This window comes from Flavobacterium sp. SOK18b (assembly GCF_014156605.1).
Classification (GTDB): Bacteria; Bacteroidota; Bacteroidia; order Flavobacteriales; family Flavobacteriaceae; genus Flavobacterium; species Flavobacterium tiangeerense.
The window spans coordinates 79,137-102,615 of the sequence record NZ_QKNZ01000005.1; the positions used below are offsets into that span (position 1 = coordinate 79,137).

Here is a 23,479-nt window from a genome sequence, read left to right on the forward strand (position 1 = left end):
TGCGAAACGCAAAAATAAGACATTCCGCGTAAGAACTAAAATATAATGGCTAGTTTTTGGGAATTTTAAAGGAATTTTTTATCAAACATAAATGGCAATAAATTTTTTAAGGAGTCTGATTTGTAAACCAAACCTATTTCCCCCATAAAATAGATTTCGATAGGCATTTCTTGTTTGATTTCATATTCTGCAATTGATTGCCTGCAAGATCCACAAGGTGGAATTGGCGCAGTAGTTTGATTCGTATCTGAAGCTGCTGTTATAGCCATTTTTAAAACTTTTGCATCGGGATACTTTGCACCAGCATAAAAAATAGCTACACGCTCTGCACACAATCCTGATGGATAAGCTGCATTTTCTTGATTTGAACCTACAATAACCTCTCCATTATCTAATAAAATTGCTACTCCAACTCTAAATTTCGAATAGGGTGCATATGCATTTTTACGAACCTCTACAGCCTGTTTCATTAAATCTTGAACATCCGTTGGCATATCTTGTGCATCTTCGAAAACGGTAAACTGTGTTGAAATTATTATTTCTTTCATATTTGTAAGGGAAAAAAAATCCAAATTACACTTTTAACAAAGGTGCAATTTGGATTATCTATAAGTAATTAATCTAAATTTTAATATTCATCGTATTGATCTCCAAAATTAAAAGTCAAGGAGAATCGTAATGTATTTTCTAGTGGGTTCCTAACCTTGGATGCCGAAAATAAATAAGAGACATCTACCTTGATAGTAGTGTACTTAAATCCTGCTCCTAATGAAAAAAATTGTCGTGCTCCTTTTTGAGGACTTTCATGAAAATATCCCATTCGCATGGCAAATGAATCTTGATACAAATACTCAGCACCTACAGCATAGGTTACTTCTTTTAACTCTTCACTGATTCCATCTGGCGCATCACCAAATGATTTAAAAATTCCCGAAGTCCATCCTATGGATCTGTAATTTTCTAAATTTTGATTTGCTTCCTCAGGTGTGGTCAGTCCATCGCCATTCAAGTCGTTTTTTTGAAAAGTAGGAACTAGCAATTTATTGAACTCCACGTTAAGCGCTACTTTATTAAAGTCATCCAATATAAAATCAAATCCAGTACCTAACTTTAAATTAGCGGGGATAAAATTATTATTAATATCATCATTGTCATAACTAATTTTTGGTCCTAAATTTTGAAAATTAAATCCAGCTCTCCATCGTCCGTTAAAATCAGAATAGGCAATTTCTTCTGATTGAAAAAAACCTGCTACGTCTACTGCAAAAGTACTTGCAGCCGTTGCATCATTAGCATCTGAAGCTACCTTCAAGTTAGAATTGATAAATCGCCCTCCAACAGCCATCGAAAATTTCTCACTCAATTTTAAGGAATACGATAAATCCACTGCAAATTCATTTGGTGAAACTACACGAGCAGCCTCATTAGGATCTCCAGTTTCACGAAGTTCAATTTCGCCAAGACCAAAATAACGAATACTTCCAGCAAACGCACTTTTTTCGTTTAGTTTGTTATAATACGTTAACTGACCTAAGGAAATATCATTTACTAAATCAGTCAAATAAGGAGTATAACTTACTGAGAATCCCTGAGCATCTTTAGAAAATGCATACTTAGCAGGATTCCATTGTTGTGAGAAAGCATCAGCAGATGTTGCTACTCCCATATCAGCCATACCAGCTGCTCTAGCATCAGCAGCGACTAATAAAAATGGTACTCCAGGATTGATTGTTCTGTCTTGTGCGGATGTGATATTCATGCAAAAAAGCAATGCAAGAATTGGTATTATGTTTTTCATTACGAGGCTTCTATTTATTAAACAAATATAGTATATTATTAAAGTATTACAAGTTTTTCGAATTTTTCTGCTTTTTTATTAGTCGCATTCGATTTTACAGTTAGTTTATACACATAAACTCCTTTTCCTAGCTTATCTCCAAAATCATCTCTTCCATTCCAAGTGAGTTCTTTTGATAAAAAACCGTCCGTTGTTATAATTTGATTTTTTGTCCAAACAATTTTTCCAGTCACTGTCATCACTTGAACTTGAACTTCTAGCGGTTCAAATGGTTTGTTATGTGTAAACCAAAACTCAGTATAATTCACAAATGGGTTAGGATAGTTAAGTACATTACTCAAAGTGAGCGTGTCATTACCTACTACCACAAACTGGATTTCGGCAGTGATTGGGTTGTTGTACACATCCCATGCTTTAAAACTTATGATGTGTAAACCCGGAGCTAAATTTCGCAACGGAAACCTTAATGTTCCATTTGTGAAATCGTCCAAATCTGCTTGGTAATAATCATTAAGCACAAAAGGATTGTTTACATCACCATCTAAAACAGCAACTATGTCATGACCTATTCCACTTGCCGTGTTGATTCCGCTTTCATCACTTAATTTTGCAAGTAAAAAAGGAGATTCATTCGTATTTCCGCCAGATACAAAATTTTCATCGTTCATATACAACTGTACTCTAGGACTTGTTGTATCAAGTGGGGCATTTTCATTAATCCCTCCTATTTTAATATTGCTATCAAAACCATTTTCGTTTTGTAAAGCATCTTTCTTTTTGGCATAAAAACTAATTCTTCCGTTTGCAAGTGGTATTCTAATATCTCTTGGCACAATAAAACTGTATTCAAATTGTCCATTTACAACACTAGCGCTTCCGCGAAAAATAGTTTCGCCCAATACATTAAAGTTAATGGGTGGACTATTACCGTCATTATTAAGCGTTGTTCTGTTGAGCATTTTATCAAAAATCATCGAGGTAACTTCACCATTGTAATTTGAAATAATATTATTGTTTTCATCACTAACTTCACCGGTAATTTTTATTTTTGACAAAGACTTAAAATCTTCTATCGCCTGACTTACAGGAACATCATTAATTTTTGTCAATCTAATTTTAGGTCTTGGAATAGCGAGCTTTAAAGCTGGATCACCAATGTAAAATACAACATTTGTAGCAGAGTTTGGATTGCTATTTTTTGAAATCCGAAGTGCCTCAGCTATAGAGGTGTATTGATTAGAACCATAAGAAAGTAAATTTTTTGTAAACGTATCATTGAATGTTTCAGCGCTAAACTGCCCTATTGATCGTATAGTAGTAATCATAGCTATGGCACCGCCTTTTGGATTCCAATACGTAAATTCACCCGCAGTAGGTCGTGAAGGGTTGTCAAATCTTGAAAACTCACAAGTGATAGTTATGAATAAAGGATATTTGAATTGATTACTTAAATTTTGACCATCTGATTTTTCCCAAATACGCTCAACTGATAGTCCGTCCTCGCCACCATGACCTAAGTAATTAAAAACCAACGCTCCTTTTTCAAAAGCATTAAAAAAATCTGTTCTAGCTTTTGGATATCGAGCACCGCCTGCAGCTGCCTCTTGAATGTATGAATCCAAAAGAATTTTATTGACATTAAAAAATGGTTTCTCAGTAGCTATCGTATTCGCTAGATTATTTTGTTTGTTTTGCAAATTGGCATCGGATAACACATCTGAATCATCTGAAATGAGTACGAAATTATTACGCCAGCTACCAAACGATTCTGAGTTGTGATATTCCAAAACTTTATTAATCATTTCATTAGCCTGTTTCGCATCGTTAACAAGCATTCTTCCCACAGCAATATCAATACCTCCAAAAGAAGAAGTAATATTACCTTCGTTAGCATCCATCAAGCCGTAAAAATCATCCGACGCATAAGAAGATTCTCCTGAACTGCTACTATTTAAGGCATGATATATAGGTACTACATTAGTATTATTTGCGATCCTATTCTTGTAATCATACGAAGAATCACCAAAAAGGTTAATGTATTTAAGTCTTTTGTCAGGACTTGACGCATTTTGATAAATGTATTTAATACAATTTCTAATCGCCGCAATGTCTTGCTTTCCCGACGAAAACTCGTTATAAATTAACTCCAGCGGAATTACTTTTACATTTAAGCCCGAATTAATACGATGGAAATTAGCCAGTGTCTCTGCTTGCGGCACGAGTACAGTTGGCGAAATAATTACATAATCTATGTCTTGAAAATTACCTGCTCTATTTGTAAAAAGTGTTCCTTTTAAATTTTGATTAGAAACTCGTGTTTGAGCATCTTTCAAAGGCGTAAAAAAGTCTGCATCTACAAGCGCAACATATTTTTTAATTTCACCTAAATTGGCTTTAAAATCAATCGTATTTTGACTGGAATTCACAACCGTTTTAACGTTATAAATATCCGTTACATCCCAAATCTGCGAAATACCGGCTGCATTAGAAACCGTGTAATTCACAATTCCATTCGCGGCGTTACCAGCATCGTTTTGAAATCGGAATTGCTTCCCGTAACCCTGAAGTTTCCTTTTTGCTATTAGTCGAATTTGATCAAGAAATCCCTTAGAACCAGGAACACCATTGTTATTATAATTGAGTTTTATTTTAACATTTTCAGAACCATTTATTGTGGTGTTATTAGGCAAATTACTAACGAAAAACTCCGTACTTGATGTATTACTAAGCGCAGGAAAAGTAAGTGTTGCAAGAGCACTTCCATTTGAAGTCACACTAAATGAAGTTGCCGTAAACGCAGCCGATGCAGCAGACAGCATGATTTTTATAGGAACTGAGGTATCAACATTTGGGAAATTAAAATCGAATTCTTGCTCGTTTTTAATTTCAAATGACTCCCCAAACCATTGCCTGCCCAATTTACCAATGTTTGTTATATCCTTTTCATAAAATTGATAATCATCAAATGTATTTAATAATAATGTAGGATTTGCTGTGGGTTGTACCAAGGGACTAATTCTTTTACCATTTTCACCTTGAATATTGACGTAATAATAGGATTTGGAATCATATAAATTAATATTGGTCCGACTTTCTTCATTCCATGTATCAGTACCTTCACCATAAAAAAGCACATAGTCCGAGTCATCAAACGTGCTGTCATTTTCTCCAATAACTTGAATGGTATTTTCCATTAAATCATTTGGGTATGCTATGTTATTACTTAAAGGTAACATCCTGCCACCATTTCCGAATATTTTTATTTTCCTTGCGTCTACATTTTTAAAATCAATACCCAGCTGCTCTAAAAACCTTTTTGATAATTTGTAAACACCAGATTTTTCAATATAAAATTTATACCAATTTCCTTTAGATAATAAAGAATTAGAGATTCCAGCTGTAGATTTAAAACTGCGGTTGGTTACAGATGTGTTTGCAGTAATAAAATAATTAAAAGAAATAATTTTCTTAAAACCAAAATCATCCTTTATTATAGGTGCAAAAATAATTTGAGCAGTTACTAAATCTCTTGCAGTTGAAAGTACAAGATCAAAATCAGCTTCAGTCGGTATGTTTTTAAGATTTAAATCACCTAGCAATTCTTTATCTATGGGTTCATAAACTATAGAACTAACTTGTAAATTCCCATCTTGAAAACCCCTATAATTTGGAATTACATAATAAGCTTTAATAGTTTGTCTAGAATCATCATAATGAAACTCATCTCCAGAAAAATAGGGGATTACTATTTGATTTGCGCCGTAGTACATCTCTTTTTTTTCAAACCAATTCAATTTTATTTCACCACTTAGTTGTGAAAAACTGAGTGCCGGAATGAAGGCCAAAAAAAACAAAATTATTTTTCTCATTCTTTTTTTAACGTGATTTGTTTATTCCTAGTATTTATTGGTAAAAATAAATCAAAACATATCGTTTTAAATAATAATTATTATAAATTTGCGTTGTGATATATAAATTAATGTTAAAACTGAGTTTTACGTTATAATACAATTTTTACGCTGTTTATCATTAGTAAATATATTGCAGCACTAAATTATTACCTACTAAATAATATGAAAGCAAACAGAATTATGGGCCTACAAGTGTTACTCTCAATCATGTTGATTGTGGGTTTCTCTAGTTGTAGTAAAAAATCCAGCTCTAAAAACACATCAAGAGCAACCGGTTGGAACATGGACAGCAAGAAAGGAGCCAGCAAAAAGAAACAAGAAGCTGGACCAGGATTGGTTTTTGTTGAGGGAGGTACATTTACCATGGGTAAAGTTGAAGATGACGTAATGCACGACTGGAACAACTCACCTACACAACAACACGTTCAGTCATTTTACATGGACGAAACCGAAGTTACAAACTCTATGTATCTTGATTACCTAGAATGGTTAAAAAGTGTATACCCTCCAACTGAAGAGAATTACAAAAACATATACGAAGGTGCTTCCCCTGACACATTAGTATGGAGAAATAGATTAGGTTATAATGAGACTATGACCAATAACTACTTGAGACACCCATCATATGCTGAATATCCAGTAGTAGGTGTAAATTGGATTCAAGCAGTGGAATTTAGCAACTGGAGAACACAACGTGTAAACGAAGCATTGTTAGAGAAAAATGGGTATTTAAAGAAAAATGCCAAGACAAATGATGTAACAGCCGAAAGTAATTTCGACACTGAAACTTATTTGAACTCTCCAACTTCTGCATACGGTGGAGACGAGACTATTGTTCTTAAAGGTAGAAATGCTAAAAAACAAACCAAAGGTGGTAAAAATGGTGCAGCCATTGAACCTAAAAATGTTTATGCACAAAGATCATCTGGAATTTTACTACCAGAATACAGATTACCAACTGAAGCAGAATGGGAATATGCTGCTGCTGCAGATGCAGGACAAAGAGAGTACAACATCTACAAGGGTCAAAAGAAATATCCATGGTCTGGTGGTTACACCCGTTCAGGAAAAAGACAATCAAAAGGCGATCAACTTGCTAATTTCAAACAAGGTAATGGAGATTACGGTGGAATTGCAGGATGGTCTGATGATGGTGCTGATATCACAAATGAGGTTAAAAAATATCCAGCAAATGATTTTGGTTTATATGATATGGCCGGAAACGTTGCAGAATGGGTACAAGATGTTTACAGACCTATAGTAGATAATGAAGCAAATGATTTCAACTACTTTAGAGGTAACTTATATACCAAAAATATGATTGGTGCCGATGGCAAAATAGTTATTGTAACCAAAGACAATATTAAATATGACACTTTAAGTAATGGTAAAATTGTAGCGAGAAATTTACCAGGTCAAATTACACAAGTTCCTGTTGATGAGCAAGAAACTTATTTGAGACAAAACTTTGATAAAAGCAACAACATCAACTACAGAGATGGAGATAAGCAGTCAACAAGATATTATGATTTTGGTGACTCAGATGATGACAAAGCAAAATCAGAAAGAACAATGTACAACTCTCCTAAACACAATGTAACTACAGACAGTTTAGGTAAAATGGTTCGTAAATTTGACAAATCTAGCAAAAGAACTACTTTAATAAACGATCAATCAAGAGTATACAAAGGCGGTTCTTGGAGAGACAGAGCATATTGGTTAGACCCAGCTCAAAGACGTTATTTTCCACAAGATATGGCTACTGATTATATCGGATTTAGATGTGCTATGTCAAGGGTTGGACCAAAAGCAGATAAGAAAAGATCTGTTAGAAATAAATAAACACATTATATAATATATACAATAATAGCCCTTTTTAGGGCTATTATTTTTTTAAATTATTTCATATGGATATACAGGAAATTCATAGTTTGTTTTTAAAATGCAGTTCCATTTCAATTGACACTCGAAAAATTGAAAAAAACTCCATGTTTGTAGCTTTAAAAGGAGATCGTTTTGATGCTAATACATTTGTTAAAGAAGCATTGGAAAAAGGTGCTGCATACGTCATAATTGACAATTCTGACTACTTTATAGATAACAGGACAATACTCGTTCTGGACAGTTTAAAAGCATTGCAACAACTATCACAGTACCACAGAACTTTTTTAGGCTTACCCATTATTGCTCTTACCGGAAGCAATGGCAAAACAACTACAAAAGAACTTATTTCAAAAGTTCTTGCTATGAAATTTAATGTGAAATCAACGGTTGGGAACTTAAATAACCATATTGGAGTGCCCTTAACTTTACTTTCTTTTACAAATGAAACCGAAATAGGTATTGTTGAAATGGGCGCCAATCATCAACAAGAAATTGCTTTTCTTTGCGAGATAGCTAAACCAGATTACGGCTATATTACAAATTTTGGGAAAGCCCATCTTGAGGGATTTGGTGGAATTGATGGAGTTATAAAAGGGAAAAGTGAAATGTATGATTTTTTGCGAATCAATAATAAAGTTGTTTTTATAAATCTTGATGACGCTATTCAAGTAAAACAATCTCATGCAATTACTAATTATACATTTGGAATCCACAACCAACTAGCCAATGTATCAATTGATGCTGTTACGGCAAACCCACTAGTTACAGTCATATATAAAAATAACGCTATCAATTCCCAATTAATAGGTTTATATAACGCTAACAATATAAATGCAGCATTAACAATCGGGACATTTTTTAAGATATCAGATATAGATATTAAAGTAGCACTTGAAAATTACATACCTGAAAACAACAGGTCCCAATTGATTACAAAGAATACAAATTCGATTATTTTAGATGCCTATAATGCCAATCCAAGTAGTATGAAGGTAGCAATTGAAAACTTTTTACAGTTAGAAAACCAAAATAAAATTCTAGTATTAGGCGACATGTTTGAATTAGGGACAGATAGCATGAAGGAGCATGAAGGAATTATTAAAATGATGTCCAATTCGAAAAATGTGTTTTGTTACTTTGTAGGCAAAGCATTTTACGAAACAAAAATAGACAAGACAAATTTTTGGTTTTATGAAACATTTGAAAGTTTTTCTAGTGCTTTTCTAAACGCAAAATTAAAAAATACTTCCATTTTAATAAAAGGATCTCGAGGAATGGCATTAGAACGAACGTTAGATTTAATATAAATTTAAGCTTTATCTTTAAAAATAGAAAAGGATATTATTTATATCTTTTTCTATTTTCATAAACTAGATGAATGATTACGAGATTATTTAAAGACTTAAAATAAATAAAATTAATAGCTATATAATTAATATCATTGTCTCGTTCATAAGGAGCACAATATAAGCATGGAGACAGAAACTTCCTTTACATAATATTATTTTAATTCATTCTACTAAGTTGACTGGGGCGTTAACTGAAGGAAACTTATAAAAAAGGAAAATTACTAATCATTAGTGGAATCTATCTTGTACATATAAAATGATATTTCAAAGCGATGTTTACCGTCCAAAGCAGATAACTATATTAATTACACATTATAACGTAATTCAACCATTGTTTCGGCTAATATTAGCTATGAGGTTATACATACCAAAACTTACACTTTGTAAAGTCTAGTGCTACTAAATTAGTTTTTGAAGATGAATATCTACAACCTTTAATAAAATCTTTACCCGCATAGTAACACCATTAAAATCAGCGATTATTACCCACGATGCTGCTTGTCTTGGATGATTACCCTTCACAACACAACATAATGTTAGACAGTAATCATTGCTTAAACTAAGAAAAACATTTCTCATCAAGTAATTTCTTATTTTAAAATAAATTCAAACTAGTTAATGTATTATTTTTTAAAGATAGTATCATTTGCAATAATGTGTTAAATATTCCAATCCAAATAATTTCAATTAATTGTATATAATTACTAAAAGAATCACACGAAATATAAATACTTAGTTTTTAAAAATTAATTACGAATCTAGAGTACTAGCTTGAAACAATATATTTCGAGTTATCTAGTACAATGTCTCCTATAATTATCCTTTATTAACAAAGAATATTGATCCATTATAAAACAGCAATCCTATAACACATCATATTTACACTTATGCATTTATTACTACCATACTAACAAAATTTAAAGATTTTTAAAACAAAAAACCCCTTATCATTAAGCGAGGGGTAATTAAAATAACATACAGCTTTAGACAAGTGGGCTAAGTAAAGAAGACGTAAATCAGAAAACGACACACTTAACTATAAAACAAAAAAGCCTATCTTTTCAGATAGGCTTTTCAAAGAAAGGCGACGACATACTCTCCCACATAACTGCAGTACCATCTGCGCAGGCGGGCTTAACTACTCTGTTCGGGATGGGAAGAGGTGAGCCCCGCCGCAATAACCACCTTAAGAAGTTATAATTGCTTTGGACAATTTTTGTAATGTTGTTTACTTTGTATTATAAACATCAGTTACATAATATCTTAACATACTGAGATAAAGAATATAAAAAGTGTATTAGAAAGTTTCTCCCTCCCGATTGCTCGGGAGGAAAAGGGTGTACATAAGCTTACGGGTTATTAGTACTACTCGACTATGACATTACTGCCTTTACATCTATAGCCTATCAACGTGGTCATCTCCCACGACCCTTAAAAGAAATCTCATCTTGTGGTGGGTTTCGCGCTTATATGCTTTCAGCGCTTATCCCTTCCAAACGTAGCTACTCTGCGGTGCCACTGGCGTGACAACAGATACACTAGAGGTTTGTCCAATTCGGTCCTCTCGTACTAGAATCAGATCCACTCAAATTTCTTGCGCCCACAGTAGATAGAGACCGAACTGTCTCACGACGTTCTGAACCCAGCTCGCGTGCCACTTTAATGGGCGAACAGCCCAACCCTTGGGACCTTCTCCAGCCCCAGGATGTGACGAGCCGACATCGAGGTGCCAAACCCCCCCGTCGATATGAGCTCTTGGGGGAGATCAGCCTGTTATCCCCGGCGTACCTTTTATCCTTTGAGCGATGGCCCTTCCATGCGGAACCACCGGATCACTATGCTCTACTTTCGTACCTGATCGACCTGTATGTCTCTCAGTCAAGCTCCCTTATGCCATTGCACTCTACGCACGGTTACCAAGCGTACTGAGGGAACCTTTAGAAGCCTCCGTTACTCTTTTGGAGGCGACCACCCCAGTCAAACTACCCACCAAGCAATGTCCCCCGCATTACGGGGTTAGGCCTCAGATAAACAAAGGGTTGTATTTCAACAATGACTCCACAACGCCTAGCGACGCCACTTCACAGTCTCCAACCTATCCTACACATCATTTATCCAAGGTCAATACTAAGCTATAGTAAAGGTGCACAGGGTCTTTTCGTCCCACTGCGGGTAAGCGGCATCTTCACCGCTACTACAATTTCACCGAGCTCATGGCTGAGACAGTGTCCAGATCGTTACACCATTCGTGCAGGTCGGAACTTACCCGACAAGGAATTTCGCTACCTTAGGACCGTTATAGTTACGGCCGCCGTTTACTGGGGCTTCAATTCAATGCTTCTCCGAAGATAACATCTCCTCTTAACCTTCCAGCACCGGGCAGGTGTCAGGCCCTATACTTCATCTTACGATTTTGCAGAGCCCTGTGTTTTTGATAAACAGTCGCCTGGACCTCTTCACTGCGGCCAGCATTGCTGCTGGCGACCCTTCTCCCGAAGTTACGGGTCTATTTTGCCTAATTCCTTAGCCATGAATCTCTCGAGCACCTTAGGATTCTCTCCTCGACTACCTGTGTCGGTTTGCGGTACGGGTACTTATTACCTGAAGTTTAGAGGTTTTTCTTGGAAGCCCTTAGGCGCACTATCTCTTCTACCGAAGTATCCGAGTACTATCGTATTTCCCCAAAACCCGTGGATTTGCCTGCGGGTCTTATAGGTAGGTACTTCAACGAACTATTCCGTCAGTTCGCGGCGCTTTCATCACTCCGTCACCCCATCACAGTAATAACTAGTACGGGAATATTAACCCGTTGTCCATCGACTGTCCCTTTCGGGTTCGCCTTAGGTCCCGACTAACCCACAGCTGATTAGCATAGCTGTGGAAACCTTAGTCTTTCGGTGTGCGGGTTTCTCGCCCGCATTATCGTTACTTATGCCTACATTTTCTTTTCTAACCAGTCCAGCATGCCTTACGACACACCTTCAACCCTGTTAGAATGCTCCCCTACCACTCCATAATTTAATATGAAATCCATAGCTTCGGTAATACGCTTATGCCCGATTATTATCCATGCTCGTCCGCTCGACTAGTGAGCTGTTACGCACTCTTTAAATGAATGGCTGCTTCCAAGCCAACATCCTAGCTGTCTGGGCAGACAAACCTCGTTCTTTCAACTTAGCGTATATTTGGGGACCTTAGCTGATGGTCTGGGTTCTTTCCCTCTCGGACTTGGACCTTAGCACCCAAGCCCTCACTGCACGGAAACATTATATAGCATTCGGAGTTTGTCAGGAATTGGTAGGCGGTGAAGCCCCCGCATCCAATCAGTAGCTCTACCTCTATATAACTTTACGCCGTGCGCTGCACCTAAATGCATTTCGGGGAGTACGAGCTATTTCCGAGTTTGATTGGCCTTTCACCCCTACCCACAGGTCATCCGAAGACTTTTCAACGTCAACCGGTTCGGACCTCCACACTGTGTTACCAGCGCTTCATCCTGCCCATGGGTAGATCACACGGTTTCGCGTCTAACACTACTGACTAAAGCGCCCTATTCAGACTCGCTTTCGCTACGGATCCGTGGCTTAACCACTTATCCTTGCCAGCAACGTTAACTCGTAGGCTCATTATGCAAAAGGCACGCCGTCACCCCACGAAAGGGCTCCGACCGCTTGTAAGCGTATGGTTTCAGGATCTATTTCACTCCGTTATTCACGGTTCTTTTCACCTTTCCCTCACGGTACTGGTTCACTATCGGTCTCTCAGGAGTATTTAGCCTTAGCGGATGGTCCCGCCAAATTCAGACAGGGTTTCACGTGCCCCGCCCTACTCAGGATACCACTATTCATTATACTCGTTACCCATACGGGACTATCACCCTCTATGGTGTCACTTTCCAGTAACTTCCGGTTCCTTGTACATAAAATCTCGTGGTCCTACAACCCCAACATTGCCGTAACAACATTGGTTTGGGCTAATCCGCGTTCGCTCGCCACTACTTACGGAATCACTTTTGTTTTCTTCTCCTCCGCCTACTTAGATGTTTCAGTTCAGCGGGTTTGCCCACCTATCGGTGTACTATGTCTTCAACATAGTGGGTTGCCCCATTCAGGTATTTACGGATCGTACGATGTGTGCTCGTCCCCGTAACTTTTCGCAGCTTATCACGCCTTTCATCGCCTCTGAGAGCCAAGGCATCCCCCATACGCCCTTATTTTGCTTATTGTACCAATCTTAAANNTTGTGGAGAATAACGGAGTCGAACCGTTGACCTCCTGCGTGCAAGGCAGGCGCTCTAGCCAGCTGAGCTAATCCCCCGTTTTTAGTTGGCAGTTATCAGTCGCAGTTCGCAGTTGGATAACGTGCTCACTTTAACGTGATTTCACTCTTCTTCTAAAATTTCCTTCTCTAAGAGTAAATAGTTGTCTCGGACAGACTCGAACTGTCGACCCCTACATTATCAGTGTAGTACTCTAACCAGCTGAGCTACGAGACACTCTTATTCTTAAATTTTTATTCTTTTTTTTTAAATTAACAGCAAGAGTAATAAAATGTTGGTATCTGTTTCCAACTTGAACTTTAGTCTTCTTTCCCTAGCGTGTATTACTACTAACACTAAGGCTCTAGAAAGGAGGTGTTCCAGCCGCACCTTCCGGTACGGCTACCTTGTTACGACTTAGCCCTAGTTACCAGTTTTACCCTAGGCAGCTCCTTGCGGTCACCGACTTCAGGCACCCCCAGCTTCCATGGCTTGACGGGCGGTGTGTACAAGGCCCGGGAACGTATTCACCGGATCATGGCTGATATCCGATTACTAGCGATTCCAGCTTCACGGAGTCGAGTTGCAGACTCCGATCCGAACTGTGACCGGTTTTATAGATTCGCTCCTGGTCGCCCAGTGGCTGCTCTCTGTACCGGCCATTGTAGCACGTGTGTAGCCCAAGGCGTAAGGGCCGTGATGATTTGACGTCATCCCCACCTTCCTCACAGTTTGCACTGGCAGTCTTGTTAGAGTTCCCGACACTACTCGCTGGCAACTAACAACAGGGGTTGCGCTCGTTATAGGACTTAACCTGACACCTCACGGCACGAGCTGACGACAACCATGCAGCACCTTGTAAATTGTCTTGCGAAAAGTCTGTTTCCAAACCGGTCAATCTACATTTAAGCCTTGGTAAGGTTCCTCGCGTATCATCGAATTAAACCACATGCTCCACCGCTTGTGCGGGCCCCCGTCAATTCCTTTGAGTTTCATTCTTGCGAACGTACTCCCCAGGTGGGATACTTATCACTTTCGCTTAGCCACTGAACTTGCGCCCAACAGCTAGTATCCATCGTTTACGGCGTGGACTACCAGGGTATCTAATCCTGTTCGCTACCCACGCTTTCGTCCATCAGCGTCAATCCATTAGTAGTAACCTGCCTTCGCAATTGGTATTCCATGTAATCTCTAAGCATTTCACCGCTACACTACATATTCTAGTTACTTCCTAATAATTCAAGTCAGACAGTATCAATGGCCGTTCCACCGTTGAGCGATGGGCTTTCACCACTGACTTATCTGACCGCCTACGGACCCTTTAAACCCAATGATTCCGGATAACGCTTGGATCCTCCGTATTACCGCGGCTGCTGGCACGGAGTTAGCCGATCCTTATTCTTACAGTACCGTCAAGTCTCTACACGTAGAGGTGTTTCTTCCTGTACAAAAGCAGTTTACAATCCATAGGACCGTCATCCTGCACGCGGCATGGCTGGATCAGGCTTGCGCCCATTGTCCAATATTCCTCACTGCTGCCTCCCGTAGGAGTCTGGTCCGTGTCTCAGTACCAGTGTGGGGGATCTCCCTCTCAGGACCCCTACCCATCGTTGCCTTGGTAAGCCGTTACCTTACCAACTAGCTAATGGGACGCATGCTCATCTTTCACCGTTGTGACTTTAATAGTGGTTTCATGCGAAACTGCTATACTATGAGGTATTAATCCAAATTTCTCTGGGCTATCCCTCTGTGAAAGGTAGATTGCATACGCGTTACGCACCCGTGCGCCGGTCTCTAGGTCCGAAAACCTATACCCCTCGACTTGCATGTGTTAAGCCTGCCGCTAGCGTTCATCCTGAGCCAGGATCAAACTCTTCATCGTATATTGTTTGCTTGATAAATCAAGCTATTGTTATTCGACTAAATTCTAGTGGTTTTTTCAAATCTTCCGATTCTATTACTCTTATTCTTTTGTTCTGTTCTTGCGAACAAAACGGCTGTCAATTCAATATGTCTAGGAACGTATCTTACTATTTTAAACTGAATTTATTTCAGTTTCTTTTCGCCTTTCGTTTGTTTCTCAAAGCGGGTGCAAAAGTAGTTATTCTTTTTTTAACTGGCAAGAAAAATTTGAAGTTTTTTTGAGATAATTTTTATCTCGTTTGCTTCGCTTTCTCTTATCAATCTCTCAAGGAACTTCCGTTGTTTTGCGGGGTGCAAAGATAACTTTCGTTTTTAAATCTCACAAGCTTTTTTTAAAGTTTTTTTTAAAGATTAAATCCCTATTCACTTTGTTTTACTTGCCAGTCTTTTAATGAACGTCTGCGCTATTGCGGGTGCAAAACTACAACCTTTATTCGCTTTTACAAGCTTTTTTTAAACCTTTTTTTGATCTTTTCTTAACTTTTAAACTAAAGCACTGATTAAACGACTCTTAAAACCTAAACTTTTTTTCAGCTAATTACAATTAGTATAGTTTTACAGTGAAATCATAGCATTGATGGGGATTTGATAGTTTTATTACTATATATAGGTAGGTAGACTTTATATTAAGGTACAACTCAAATCAACTCTTATTCCATTCTCGCTATTGACTCCTCTCTATTAAAGAGACACATACATTATAAGGAAAAACAACAATTCCTTAATTGTCTTTTCTTTAAGGTATAGTAAAGTGGAGCGCAGATCTATTCTGGAAAAAATCAAATAGCACTAACACTTATTGAAACTCTAATTTAATAGAAAGAAATATAGACGATCATTTTTTTAAATTCTCAGCTCGTTTTACCCAGGAATCATTTAAAGTATCATAATCTATGACAATTGCTGGTTTTTGATTTTGAAGTCTTCCAGTTTCAAATGCTCTAAATAAAATGGTTTCTATTAAATAATCTTCGTTTACGGTGTATGGAGCGTATTTAGTTTTAAGATTGATATCAAATAAACTTGCTGCGGTATTTGACCAAAATGCTTTCCAACCGCTCTTGAGGGTTTTTACAAGCTCATAAGTAGTAGTACCTGTTTGCCTGTGAATAAGCTTTACTAATATTTGGCCTTGCTTGCGGGATAGTTTTTTGAGTTTGGCTTCGAATTCATTGCTCAAATAACCTTCGACAATCTTAAAATATTTTTTCTTCTCTTTATTGGTTTTTAAATTCGCCATGCCTTTGTTAAGATTAGTCAATCGCTCTGATGCTACTTTTGCATATGGATAAACGCGATATACTCTACTTTGAAGTAAAAGAAATTGCTTTCTAGCTTCAGGGTCTAGTTTCTCTTTTGAAATTAATATTTCTGGTAGTTGTATGGTGTCATTTATTACATTTTCATCTTCACCAAGTTCGTAACCTATTTTTGTAGTGTCTTGAGGTGTTGTCTGTGCATTTGAGAAGTGAACACAAAAAATAATTAATAACGCTATAAGCAATGGTTTCATGTTTCGAATTTTTAAAATCAAAATTATACAATATATGTACAAGTGTGATGCCAAATTTTTAATTTAGCAAAAAAAATATTTTATGAGTACAACAACACTATTAAATACAACTTCCTTAGCCTTTTTAAAAAAATACTTAAACAACGCCTCCCCTACGGGCTACGAAAGCGAAGGTCAAAAAATATGGATGGATTATTTACGACCGTATGTAGATACCTTTATAACGGACACCTATGGAACTGCTGTAGGAGTTATAAACCCTGATGCTCCATATAAAGTAGTTATTGAGGGACATGCTGATGAAATTTCATGGTATGTAAATTACATTACTGAAGATGGATTACTATATGTGATAAGAAACGGTGGGTCTGACCATCAAATTGCTCCATCAAAGAGAGTGGATATTCACACTAAAAAAGGTATTGTAAAAGGAGTATTTGGCTGGCCGGCTATACATACAAGAAGTAGAGCCAAAGAGGAAACTGCCAAAGTTGAGAATATTTTTATTGATATAGGTTGTGAAACCAAAGATCAAGTAGAAGCTATGGGTGTTCATGTAGGCTGTGTAATTACGTATCCAGACGAATTCATGATTTTAAATGAAAACAAATTTGTTTGTAGAGCCATTGACAATCGTATGGGTGGTTTTATGATTGCCGAGGTAGCTAGAATGTTGCACGAAAATAAAATCACACTACCGTTTGGTCTTTATATTACCAATTCGGTGCAAGAAGAAGTGGGTTTACGTGGAGCAGAAATGATTACCAAAACCATAAGACCGAATGTTGCTATTGTAACCGATGTATGTCATGACTCAACCACTCCTATGATTGATAAAAAAATAGAAGGCGACACCAAAATAGGTAAAGGTCCAGTGATTACCTATGCCCCAGCTGTACACAATACACTACGCGAAATAATTCTTGATACAGCCATTGAAAATGAGATTCCGTTTCAAAGATTAGCTTCGTCAAGAGTAACGGGTACAGATACTGATGCATTTGCTTATAGTAACGGAGGTGTAGCATCGGCTTTGATTTCCTTACCGCTACGTTACATGCACACTACAGTAGAAATGGTTGATCGCTCTGATGTAGAAAATGTGATACAGCTTATTTACAAAACCTTACTTCAATTAAAAAACAACGATACGTATTCTTATTTTAGTAAGTAACCGTATCTATTTAAAAACAACTCAAAACCTTCCTTGAGTTGTTTTTAAATTTTTCTTCGCTATCTGGGTAATTTCCGGATAGTGAAGATAAATTTACTCAACTTAGTTTGTCAAAAAAGTTAAAGCTCCATGATATTTTGGATCAAATGTGTATCAAATCCGATAAAGAAGAATACTTGACCATTTTCATGAGAACAATTTGAATCTGTTACAGGAATAAATTTGCGCTGGCGTTACAATAAAAATGTGTGATTAAGTTTCTTGTGTTGCACTTTACTCCTTTTGAAAAAGAATATAATCTATTGAGCCCTGATAGCAGCGGCATCCTTTTATCCCGATTTTTTTCGGGATGAAAGATATAGCGGATAGCAGGAGGAGTTTCCCTTACTAAGAAAGAAGTACTGCTCCTTAAAAAAAGCTTTTGAAAACTCAGTGTGAATTGTTTTTTGATATCCTTTCTAAATTGCTAATTTGCGCCCTTAAATGTATATGAAGATGAAGGTATGTATTGCCGAAAAACCAAGTGTGGCAAGAGAAATTGCAACTGTACTGGGTGCCAACACTAAACGAGATGGATATTATGAAGGGAATGGTTATGCGGTTACCTATACTTTTGGACATTTGTGCACGCTTAAAGAACCTAATGATTATAAACCCCACTGGAAAAGTTGGGATTTGAATAACTTACCCATGCTTCCTGAGAAATTTGAAACCAAAGTGGTGGAAAATTCAGGAATCCAAAAACAATTTAAAATTGTAAAACAATTGTTTGACCAAGCAGAAATGGTTATTAATTGTGGTGATGCTGGCCAAGAAGGAGAACTCATTCAGCGCTGGGTTATGAACCAGGCACACTATAAAGGAGTGGTGATGCGACTTTGGATTTCCTCTTTGACAACCGAAGCTATTAGAGAAGGTTTTCAAAACTTAAAACCGTCCAGTCAATATGACAACTTGTTCTATGCTGGTTTTTCTAGGGCTATTGGTGACTGGTTGCTGGGTATGAATGCCACTCGACTGTACACCGTAAAACATGGTGGATACAAGCAAGTCTTATCTATAGGCAGGGTACAAACTCCTACTCTTGCTATGGTTGTAGAACGGTATAAAGAAATTATGAATTTCAAACCACAACCCTACTGGGAATTACAAACCATGTACCGTGAAACTCTTTTTAATTATGAAGAAGGTAGGTTTTTAAAGAAAGAAGAAGGTGAAATTCTGGCTCAAAAAGTAAAAGAAAGCCCGTTTGAAATTATTGCTGTTGACAAGAAAAACGGCAATGAGTATGCTCCAAAATTATTTGACCTAACGGGATTACAGGTGTATTGCAATACTAAATTTGGTTTCTCAGCAGATGAAACTTTGAAAATTGCACAGCTGTTATACGAACAAAAAGTAATTACTTACCCTAGAGTAGACACCACTTTTTTGCCTAGTGATGTGTATCCAAAAGTGCCTGGTGTTTTACAAAAATTAACGGCTTACGCACAATTGACCGCGCCTATACTGAATAAAAAAATTAAAAAATCAAGTAAGGTTTTTAATGACAGTAAGGTAACAGATCACCATGCAATTATTCCCACGGGTGTACAAAATAACTTGTCCTACAATCAACAGCAGGTATACGATATTATAACCAAACGCTTTATAGCTGTTTTTTATGACGATTGTCTTGTGGCAAATACTACGGTGCTGGGTAAAGCTGACGATGTAGTTTTTAAAACAACCGGTAAAATAATTTTAAAAAAAGGATGGAGAGTTGTTTTTGAAGATCCAAATGCTAAGGAAAAAGAAACCGATATTTTACCCTTGTTCAACATTGGCGAAAGCGGCCCTCATGAACCTTCTTTCTTAGAAAAAGAAACGAAAGCGCCCAACCAGTTTACCGAGGCTACCTTATTAAGAGCCATGGAAACCGCCGGAAAACAAGTTGAAGATGATGACCTACGTGAACTCATGAAAGAAAATGGTATTGGCAGACCATCAACCCGAGCTAACATTATTGAAACCTTATTCAAGAGGCAATATATTATTCGTAATAAGAAACAGGTATTACCCACTGCAACAGGCATTCAATTGATTGACACCATCCAAAATGATATGGTAAAATCAGCAGAACTCACGGGTTCTTGGGAAAAACAACTTCGAGATATTGAAAAAGGAACGTATTCTGCCGCTTCATTCATTAATAATATGAAACAAATGGTAGGAGCACTTGTTGATGAAGTTCGTCTAGAAACTCGTCGTGCCATACATGCAACACCACTGCATGAGGAAAAGAAAATTGCAAAAACCATAAAAAAGTCACCTGCCGGAATTCCACAACAAAAATGCCCGAAATGCAAACAAGGATCTTTACTAAAAGGTAAAACAGCCTACGGTTGCAGTGCGTATCAATCTGGATGTACGTTTTTATTACCTTATGTTTATGCCGAAAAAAAGATTTCAGAAAATCAATATCTGCGCTTATTGCAAAAAGGATCTACCGTAAACTTGAAAGATTTTAAAACACAATCCGGTACAGTAGAAGGATTATTGCGTTTTGACGAAAATTTCCAACTTATACTTGAACAAAAGAAGACTTTGGCGAAAGCCGTTCCCGACGAATTAACCTGCCCAAAATGCAAAAAAGGAACCGTATTAAAAGGAAAATTAGCCTACGGATGCAGCCAATATAAAGTAGGATGTACCTTTAACGTAAGTTTTGTAAAGGTTCGGGAGCACTTAAACGGAGTCGTTGCTACAAAAGATCTTGTACACCAAATTCTTAAAAGCAATAGTTAGTTTTCTAGAGCTTAATCCAGCTATCCGCTATATCTTTTTATGATTTAAAAAAATCATAAAAAGGATGCCGCTTCTATCTGGGCTAGGAACGACAAGTAAAATATAATTGACGAATAAATATTTCAATAGAAATCACATCTTTTTTATAAATTTGTAAGGCACAAAATATCTATCCTTAAATACATTCCATGAAAAAATCAGCCTTAATTATCTTGTCCGTAATATGTATTTTTAGTTGTAACAAAAACAAAACTAGCGAAAAAGAAAAAATTAAAGCAGCCCAATGGATCATTGGGAACTGGAAATATAAAACAGCAACCGGAATCCTTACTGAGAACTGGACAAAAGGCAATGACAGTACTTTACTAGGTACCTCATTTTACATACAAGATAAGGATACCATACACCATGAAACAATTGTACTGCAACAAAACGGTGATAATCTAACATACACGGCTACAATAAAAGGACAACATAATGATCAACCCGTTATTTTTACATTAAATAATGCGACAGAAAAAACAATGGTTTTTGAAAACCTGAAAAACGATTATCCTAGAACTATTACCTACCAGCAAGTGTCATCCCAATCTATAATTGCCAAAATAAGCGGAATTCAACAAGGAAAACCTTCATCTGAACAATTTGTTTTGAAAAAATAGTTGGATTATAATTTCAGTTAAACGTCTGTAAATTAATTTTTTGCTTGATACAGACCTTATAAATTTGATAATTTTTCACTTTACTATTCATATTTATTCTAAATAATTTTAATTCTTCGAAAAGGGTTTCTATATTTGTAACATATTATTTTTATTTAATCTAAATAAGTAACTAAAAAATAGAAATCCAAATACTATTAACATGAAAAATAAACTTTTTGTTTCGTTAGCCTTCGTAACAACACTGTTAGTAAGTGCACAGCAAAAAAATACCTTATTAGAATCCACTTTTTGGAAAACAAAACCAGATGTGAATACTGTAAAAGCTGAAATAGAAAAAGGGAATGATCCAGCAGGACAAACAGCAAACGCTTTTGATGTTACCGTAATGGCCATTAACAATGATGCGCCAGAAGCGACTATAAAATACCTTTTAGAACAACCCGGCAATGAAGTCAGTAAATTGACACATGACAATCGTATTTATTTACATTGGGCAGCAAACAAAGGGAATACGGCAATTGTAGAGCATTTAATTTCTAAAGGGTCTGATATCAATTTGGAGGATAGTAAAGGCGAAACCCCACTTACTTTTGCCGCAATTGGAGCCCAAAGCAACACGGCACTTTACGAAGCTTTTTTTAAAGCAGGGACAGATCCTAAGAAAAAATATAGAGACGGAGTAAACTTGATGCACATGGCTATTGCTGGTGATAAAAGTTTAGCACTGACCAATTATTTCACTTCAAAAGGAATGTCTTTAAAAGATACTGATGCTGATGGAAACACCGCTTTTGATTATGCTGCAAGATCAGGAAATATAGCCTTGCTAAAATCACTTATTGAAAAAGGAGTAAAATATACCAACAACGCATTACTTTTTGCTGCTCAAGGATCAAGAAGAGAGGTAACTTCACTAGAAACCTATAAATATTTAGTTGAAGATTTAAAACTTAAACCTACTACTGCCAATAAAAACGGAGAAACGGTTTTGCATTTTTTAGCAGGAAAGCCAAACCAAATTGAAATAATCAATTATTTTCTATCAAAAGGTGTTCCTGTAAACACAAGTAATAATGAGGGAAATACTCCACTAATTGTAGCAGCTGCAGCTCGAGATATAGCTGCATTAGAATTATTATTACCACTTGTTTCAAATATCAATGCTCAAAATGAAAAAGGAGAATCGGCATTGACTATTGCTGTGAAATCAGGAACTCCCGAAGCAGTTACAGCATTACTAAACAAAGGTGCAAATCCAAAAGTATTAGACAAAGATCAAAACAATCTAGGGTACTATTTAATTCAATCCTACAGACCAATGACCGGCAAACCCGAAAATGCAAACGGTTCCGTTCAAGATCCATTTGATCTTAAAATGAAATTTTTACAAGAAAAAGGTCTTGATATGGTTGCACCACAAAAAGACGGCAGTACTTTAATCCATTTTGCAGTTGCAAAAAATGATTTGGGATTAGTCAAAAAATTGTCTTCTTTGCCAATAGACTTAAATTCAAAAAACAAAGATGGATTAACGGCACTTCACAAAGCCGCCATGATTGCAAAGGATGATGTTATGTTAAAATATTTATTAAGTATAGGAGTAAAAAAAGATATTACTACTGAATTTGATGAAACGGCATACTCTTTGGCTAAAGAAAACGAGACGCTTACCACAAACAAAATTGATCTAGAATTTTTAAAATAAAAATATGAAATCCATACTTAAAATATCGTTAACCCTATTATTATTGTGTTTCACAACAAATCAAGCAACTGCTCAAAGTAGTAAATACAAATGCATGTTACAAATGTCAAACTACATGGGCGAAGGAGCTTACATTGTAGTTTCACTAGTGAATGCAAAAGGAGAATACGTAAAAACGCTTTATGTAATGGGCGATGATAAAAAATGGTACAAAACATTAAAGGAATGGCATAAATTTTATGCTAAAAAACCTGAAAATTTAAGTGCTAAAACAGGCGCATCTGTAACAGGAGGCGACCGTAGCATCACCACTATTGAAATTGAAGATGCTAAAATCAATAAAGGATTTAAATTGCGTTTTGAAACCGCTGTAGAAGATCACAAATACCACACCACCGATATTGAAATTCCACTTAGTACTGAAGGAATTGCGGCTAAAACTGAAGGTAATAATTACATCAGATATGTGCGTTTAAATAAAATTTAGTACTCCTATAACACTTCAACTCAAA

11 protein-coding genes, 2 tRNA genes and 3 rRNA genes are annotated in these 23,479 nt (G+C 36.7%); 7 read left to right on the top strand and 9 right to left on the bottom strand.

Annotated features, from left to right (window positions below; genetic code table 11):
• Window positions 1-65: 65 nt before the first annotated feature.
• The 3 genes from cdd to porU form a co-directional block, all read right to left on the bottom strand.
• Window positions 66-548 (bottom strand): cytidine deaminase, encoded by a 483-nt coding sequence (gene cdd / locus DNC80_RS01260; protein ID WP_144894288.1) that lies wholly within the window; start codon window positions 546-548, stop codon window positions 66-68.
• A gap of 80 nt (window positions 549-628) precedes the next feature.
• Window positions 629-1,798 carry a type IX secretion system outer membrane channel protein PorV gene (porV, locus tag DNC80_RS01265; protein ID WP_182648538.1) on the bottom strand — a complete coding sequence of 390 codons (1,170 nt, stop codon included), beginning with the start codon at window positions 1,796-1,798 and terminating at the stop codon, window positions 629-631.
• A 38-nt stretch (window positions 1,799-1,836) separates the two neighbouring features.
• Complete coding sequence (gene porU / locus DNC80_RS01270) at window positions 1,837-5,667, bottom strand: type IX secretion system sortase PorU (RefSeq protein WP_182648540.1); 3,831 nt, start codon at window positions 5,665-5,667, stop codon at window positions 1,837-1,839.
• 204 nt (window positions 5,668-5,871) lie between these two features.
• Between porU and gldJ the strand changes: the two genes are divergently transcribed.
• Window positions 5,872-7,551: a gliding motility lipoprotein GldJ gene (gene gldJ, locus DNC80_RS01275; RefSeq protein WP_182648542.1), complete on the top strand. Its 1,680-nt coding sequence runs from the start codon at window positions 5,872-5,874 to the stop codon at window positions 7,549-7,551.
• 65 nt (window positions 7,552-7,616) lie between these two features.
• Window positions 7,617-8,900, top strand: a complete 1,284-nt coding sequence (murF, locus tag DNC80_RS01280; RefSeq protein ID WP_182648544.1) for a UDP-N-acetylmuramoyl-tripeptide--D-alanyl-D-alanine ligase — start codon at window positions 7,617-7,619, stop codon at window positions 8,898-8,900.
• 1,121 nt (window positions 8,901-10,021) lie between these two features.
• On the opposite strand, the gene rrf is transcribed toward murF, so the two are convergent.
• The 6 genes from rrf to DNC80_RS01310 all read right to left on the bottom strand — a co-directional run bounded on the left by rrf (window position 10,022) and on the right by DNC80_RS01310 (window position 16,636).
• Window positions 10,022-10,131: ribosomal RNA gene (rrf, locus tag DNC80_RS01285) — 5S ribosomal RNA — on the bottom strand.
• Between the two features lie 150 nt (window positions 10,132-10,281).
• A 23S ribosomal RNA gene (locus tag DNC80_RS01290) occupies window positions 10,282-13,167 on the bottom strand.
• An 18-nt stretch (window positions 13,168-13,185) separates the two neighbouring features.
• Window positions 13,186-13,259: transfer RNA gene (locus tag DNC80_RS01295), tRNA-Ala, on the bottom strand.
• Between the two features lie 104 nt (window positions 13,260-13,363).
• Window positions 13,364-13,437 (bottom strand) — tRNA-Ile (locus DNC80_RS01300).
• Between the two features lie 131 nt (window positions 13,438-13,568).
• Window positions 13,569-15,082 (bottom strand): 16S ribosomal RNA (locus DNC80_RS01305).
• The 16S, 23S and 5S rRNA genes sit together here with 2 tRNA genes alongside, the layout of an rRNA operon.
• Before the next feature lie 876 nt (window positions 15,083-15,958).
• The gene (locus DNC80_RS01310) at window positions 15,959-16,636 is read right to left on the bottom strand and encodes a DUF4294 domain-containing protein (protein ID WP_182648546.1); all 678 of its coding nucleotides are present in this window, start codon (window positions 16,634-16,636) and stop codon (window positions 15,959-15,961) included.
• Between the two features lie 82 nt (window positions 16,637-16,718).
• On the opposite strand from DNC80_RS01310, the gene DNC80_RS01315 reads away from it, so the two are divergent.
• The 5 genes from DNC80_RS01315 to DNC80_RS01335 all read left to right on the top strand — a co-directional run bounded on the left by DNC80_RS01315 (window position 16,719) and on the right by DNC80_RS01335 (window position 23,454).
• Complete coding sequence (locus DNC80_RS01315) at window positions 16,719-17,810, top strand: M42 family metallopeptidase (protein WP_182648548.1); 1,092 nt, start codon at window positions 16,719-16,721, stop codon at window positions 17,808-17,810.
• Between the two features lie 495 nt (window positions 17,811-18,305).
• The gene (locus tag DNC80_RS01320) at window positions 18,306-20,597 is read left to right on the top strand and encodes a DNA topoisomerase 3 (RefSeq protein WP_182648550.1); all 2,292 of its coding nucleotides are present in this window, start codon (window positions 18,306-18,308) and stop codon (window positions 20,595-20,597) included.
• A 188-nt stretch (window positions 20,598-20,785) separates the two neighbouring features.
• The gene (locus DNC80_RS01325) at window positions 20,786-21,259 is read left to right on the top strand and encodes a DUF6265 family protein (RefSeq protein ID WP_182648552.1); all 474 of its coding nucleotides are present in this window, start codon (window positions 20,786-20,788) and stop codon (window positions 21,257-21,259) included.
• 202 nt (window positions 21,260-21,461) lie between these two features.
• A complete protein-coding gene (locus DNC80_RS01330; protein WP_182648553.1) occupies window positions 21,462-22,967 on the top strand; it encodes an ankyrin repeat domain-containing protein in 1,506 nt (501 codons plus the stop codon).
• Between the two features lie 4 nt (window positions 22,968-22,971).
• Entirely contained in the window at window positions 22,972-23,454 is a 483-nt protein-coding gene (locus tag DNC80_RS01335) for a DUF2271 domain-containing protein (protein ID WP_182648555.1), read from the top strand.
• Window positions 23,455-23,479 lie beyond the last annotated feature (25 nt).

Bases quoted from the DNA above. Each gene is read 5' to 3' on its own strand.
- cdd (WP_144894288.1), bottom strand. From the start codon at position 548: ATGAAAGAAATAATAATTTCAACACAGTTTACCGTTTTCGAAGATGCA.
- porV (WP_182648538.1), bottom strand. From the start codon at position 1,798: ATGAAAAACATAATACCAATTCTTGCATTGCTTTTTTGCATGAATATC.
- porU (WP_182648540.1), bottom strand. From the start codon at position 5,667: ATGAGAAAAATAATTTTGTTTTTTTTGGCCTTCATTCCGGCACTCAGT.
- gldJ (WP_182648542.1), top strand. From the start codon at position 5,872: ATGAAAGCAAACAGAATTATGGGCCTACAAGTGTTACTCTCAATCATG.
- murF (WP_182648544.1), top strand. From the start codon at position 7,617: ATGGATATACAGGAAATTCATAGTTTGTTTTTAAAATGCAGTTCCATT.
- DNC80_RS01310 (WP_182648546.1), bottom strand. From the start codon at position 16,636: ATGAAACCATTGCTTATAGCGTTATTAATTATTTTTTGTGTTCACTTC.
- DNC80_RS01315 (WP_182648548.1), top strand. From the start codon at position 16,719: ATGAGTACAACAACACTATTAAATACAACTTCCTTAGCCTTTTTAAAA.
- DNC80_RS01320 (WP_182648550.1), top strand. From the start codon at position 18,306: ATGAAGGTATGTATTGCCGAAAAACCAAGTGTGGCAAGAGAAATTGCA.
- DNC80_RS01325 (WP_182648552.1), top strand. From the start codon at position 20,786: ATGAAAAAATCAGCCTTAATTATCTTGTCCGTAATATGTATTTTTAGT.
- DNC80_RS01330 (WP_182648553.1), top strand. From the start codon at position 21,462: ATGAAAAATAAACTTTTTGTTTCGTTAGCCTTCGTAACAACACTGTTA.
- DNC80_RS01335 (WP_182648555.1), top strand. From the start codon at position 22,972: ATGAAATCCATACTTAAAATATCGTTAACCCTATTATTATTGTGTTTC.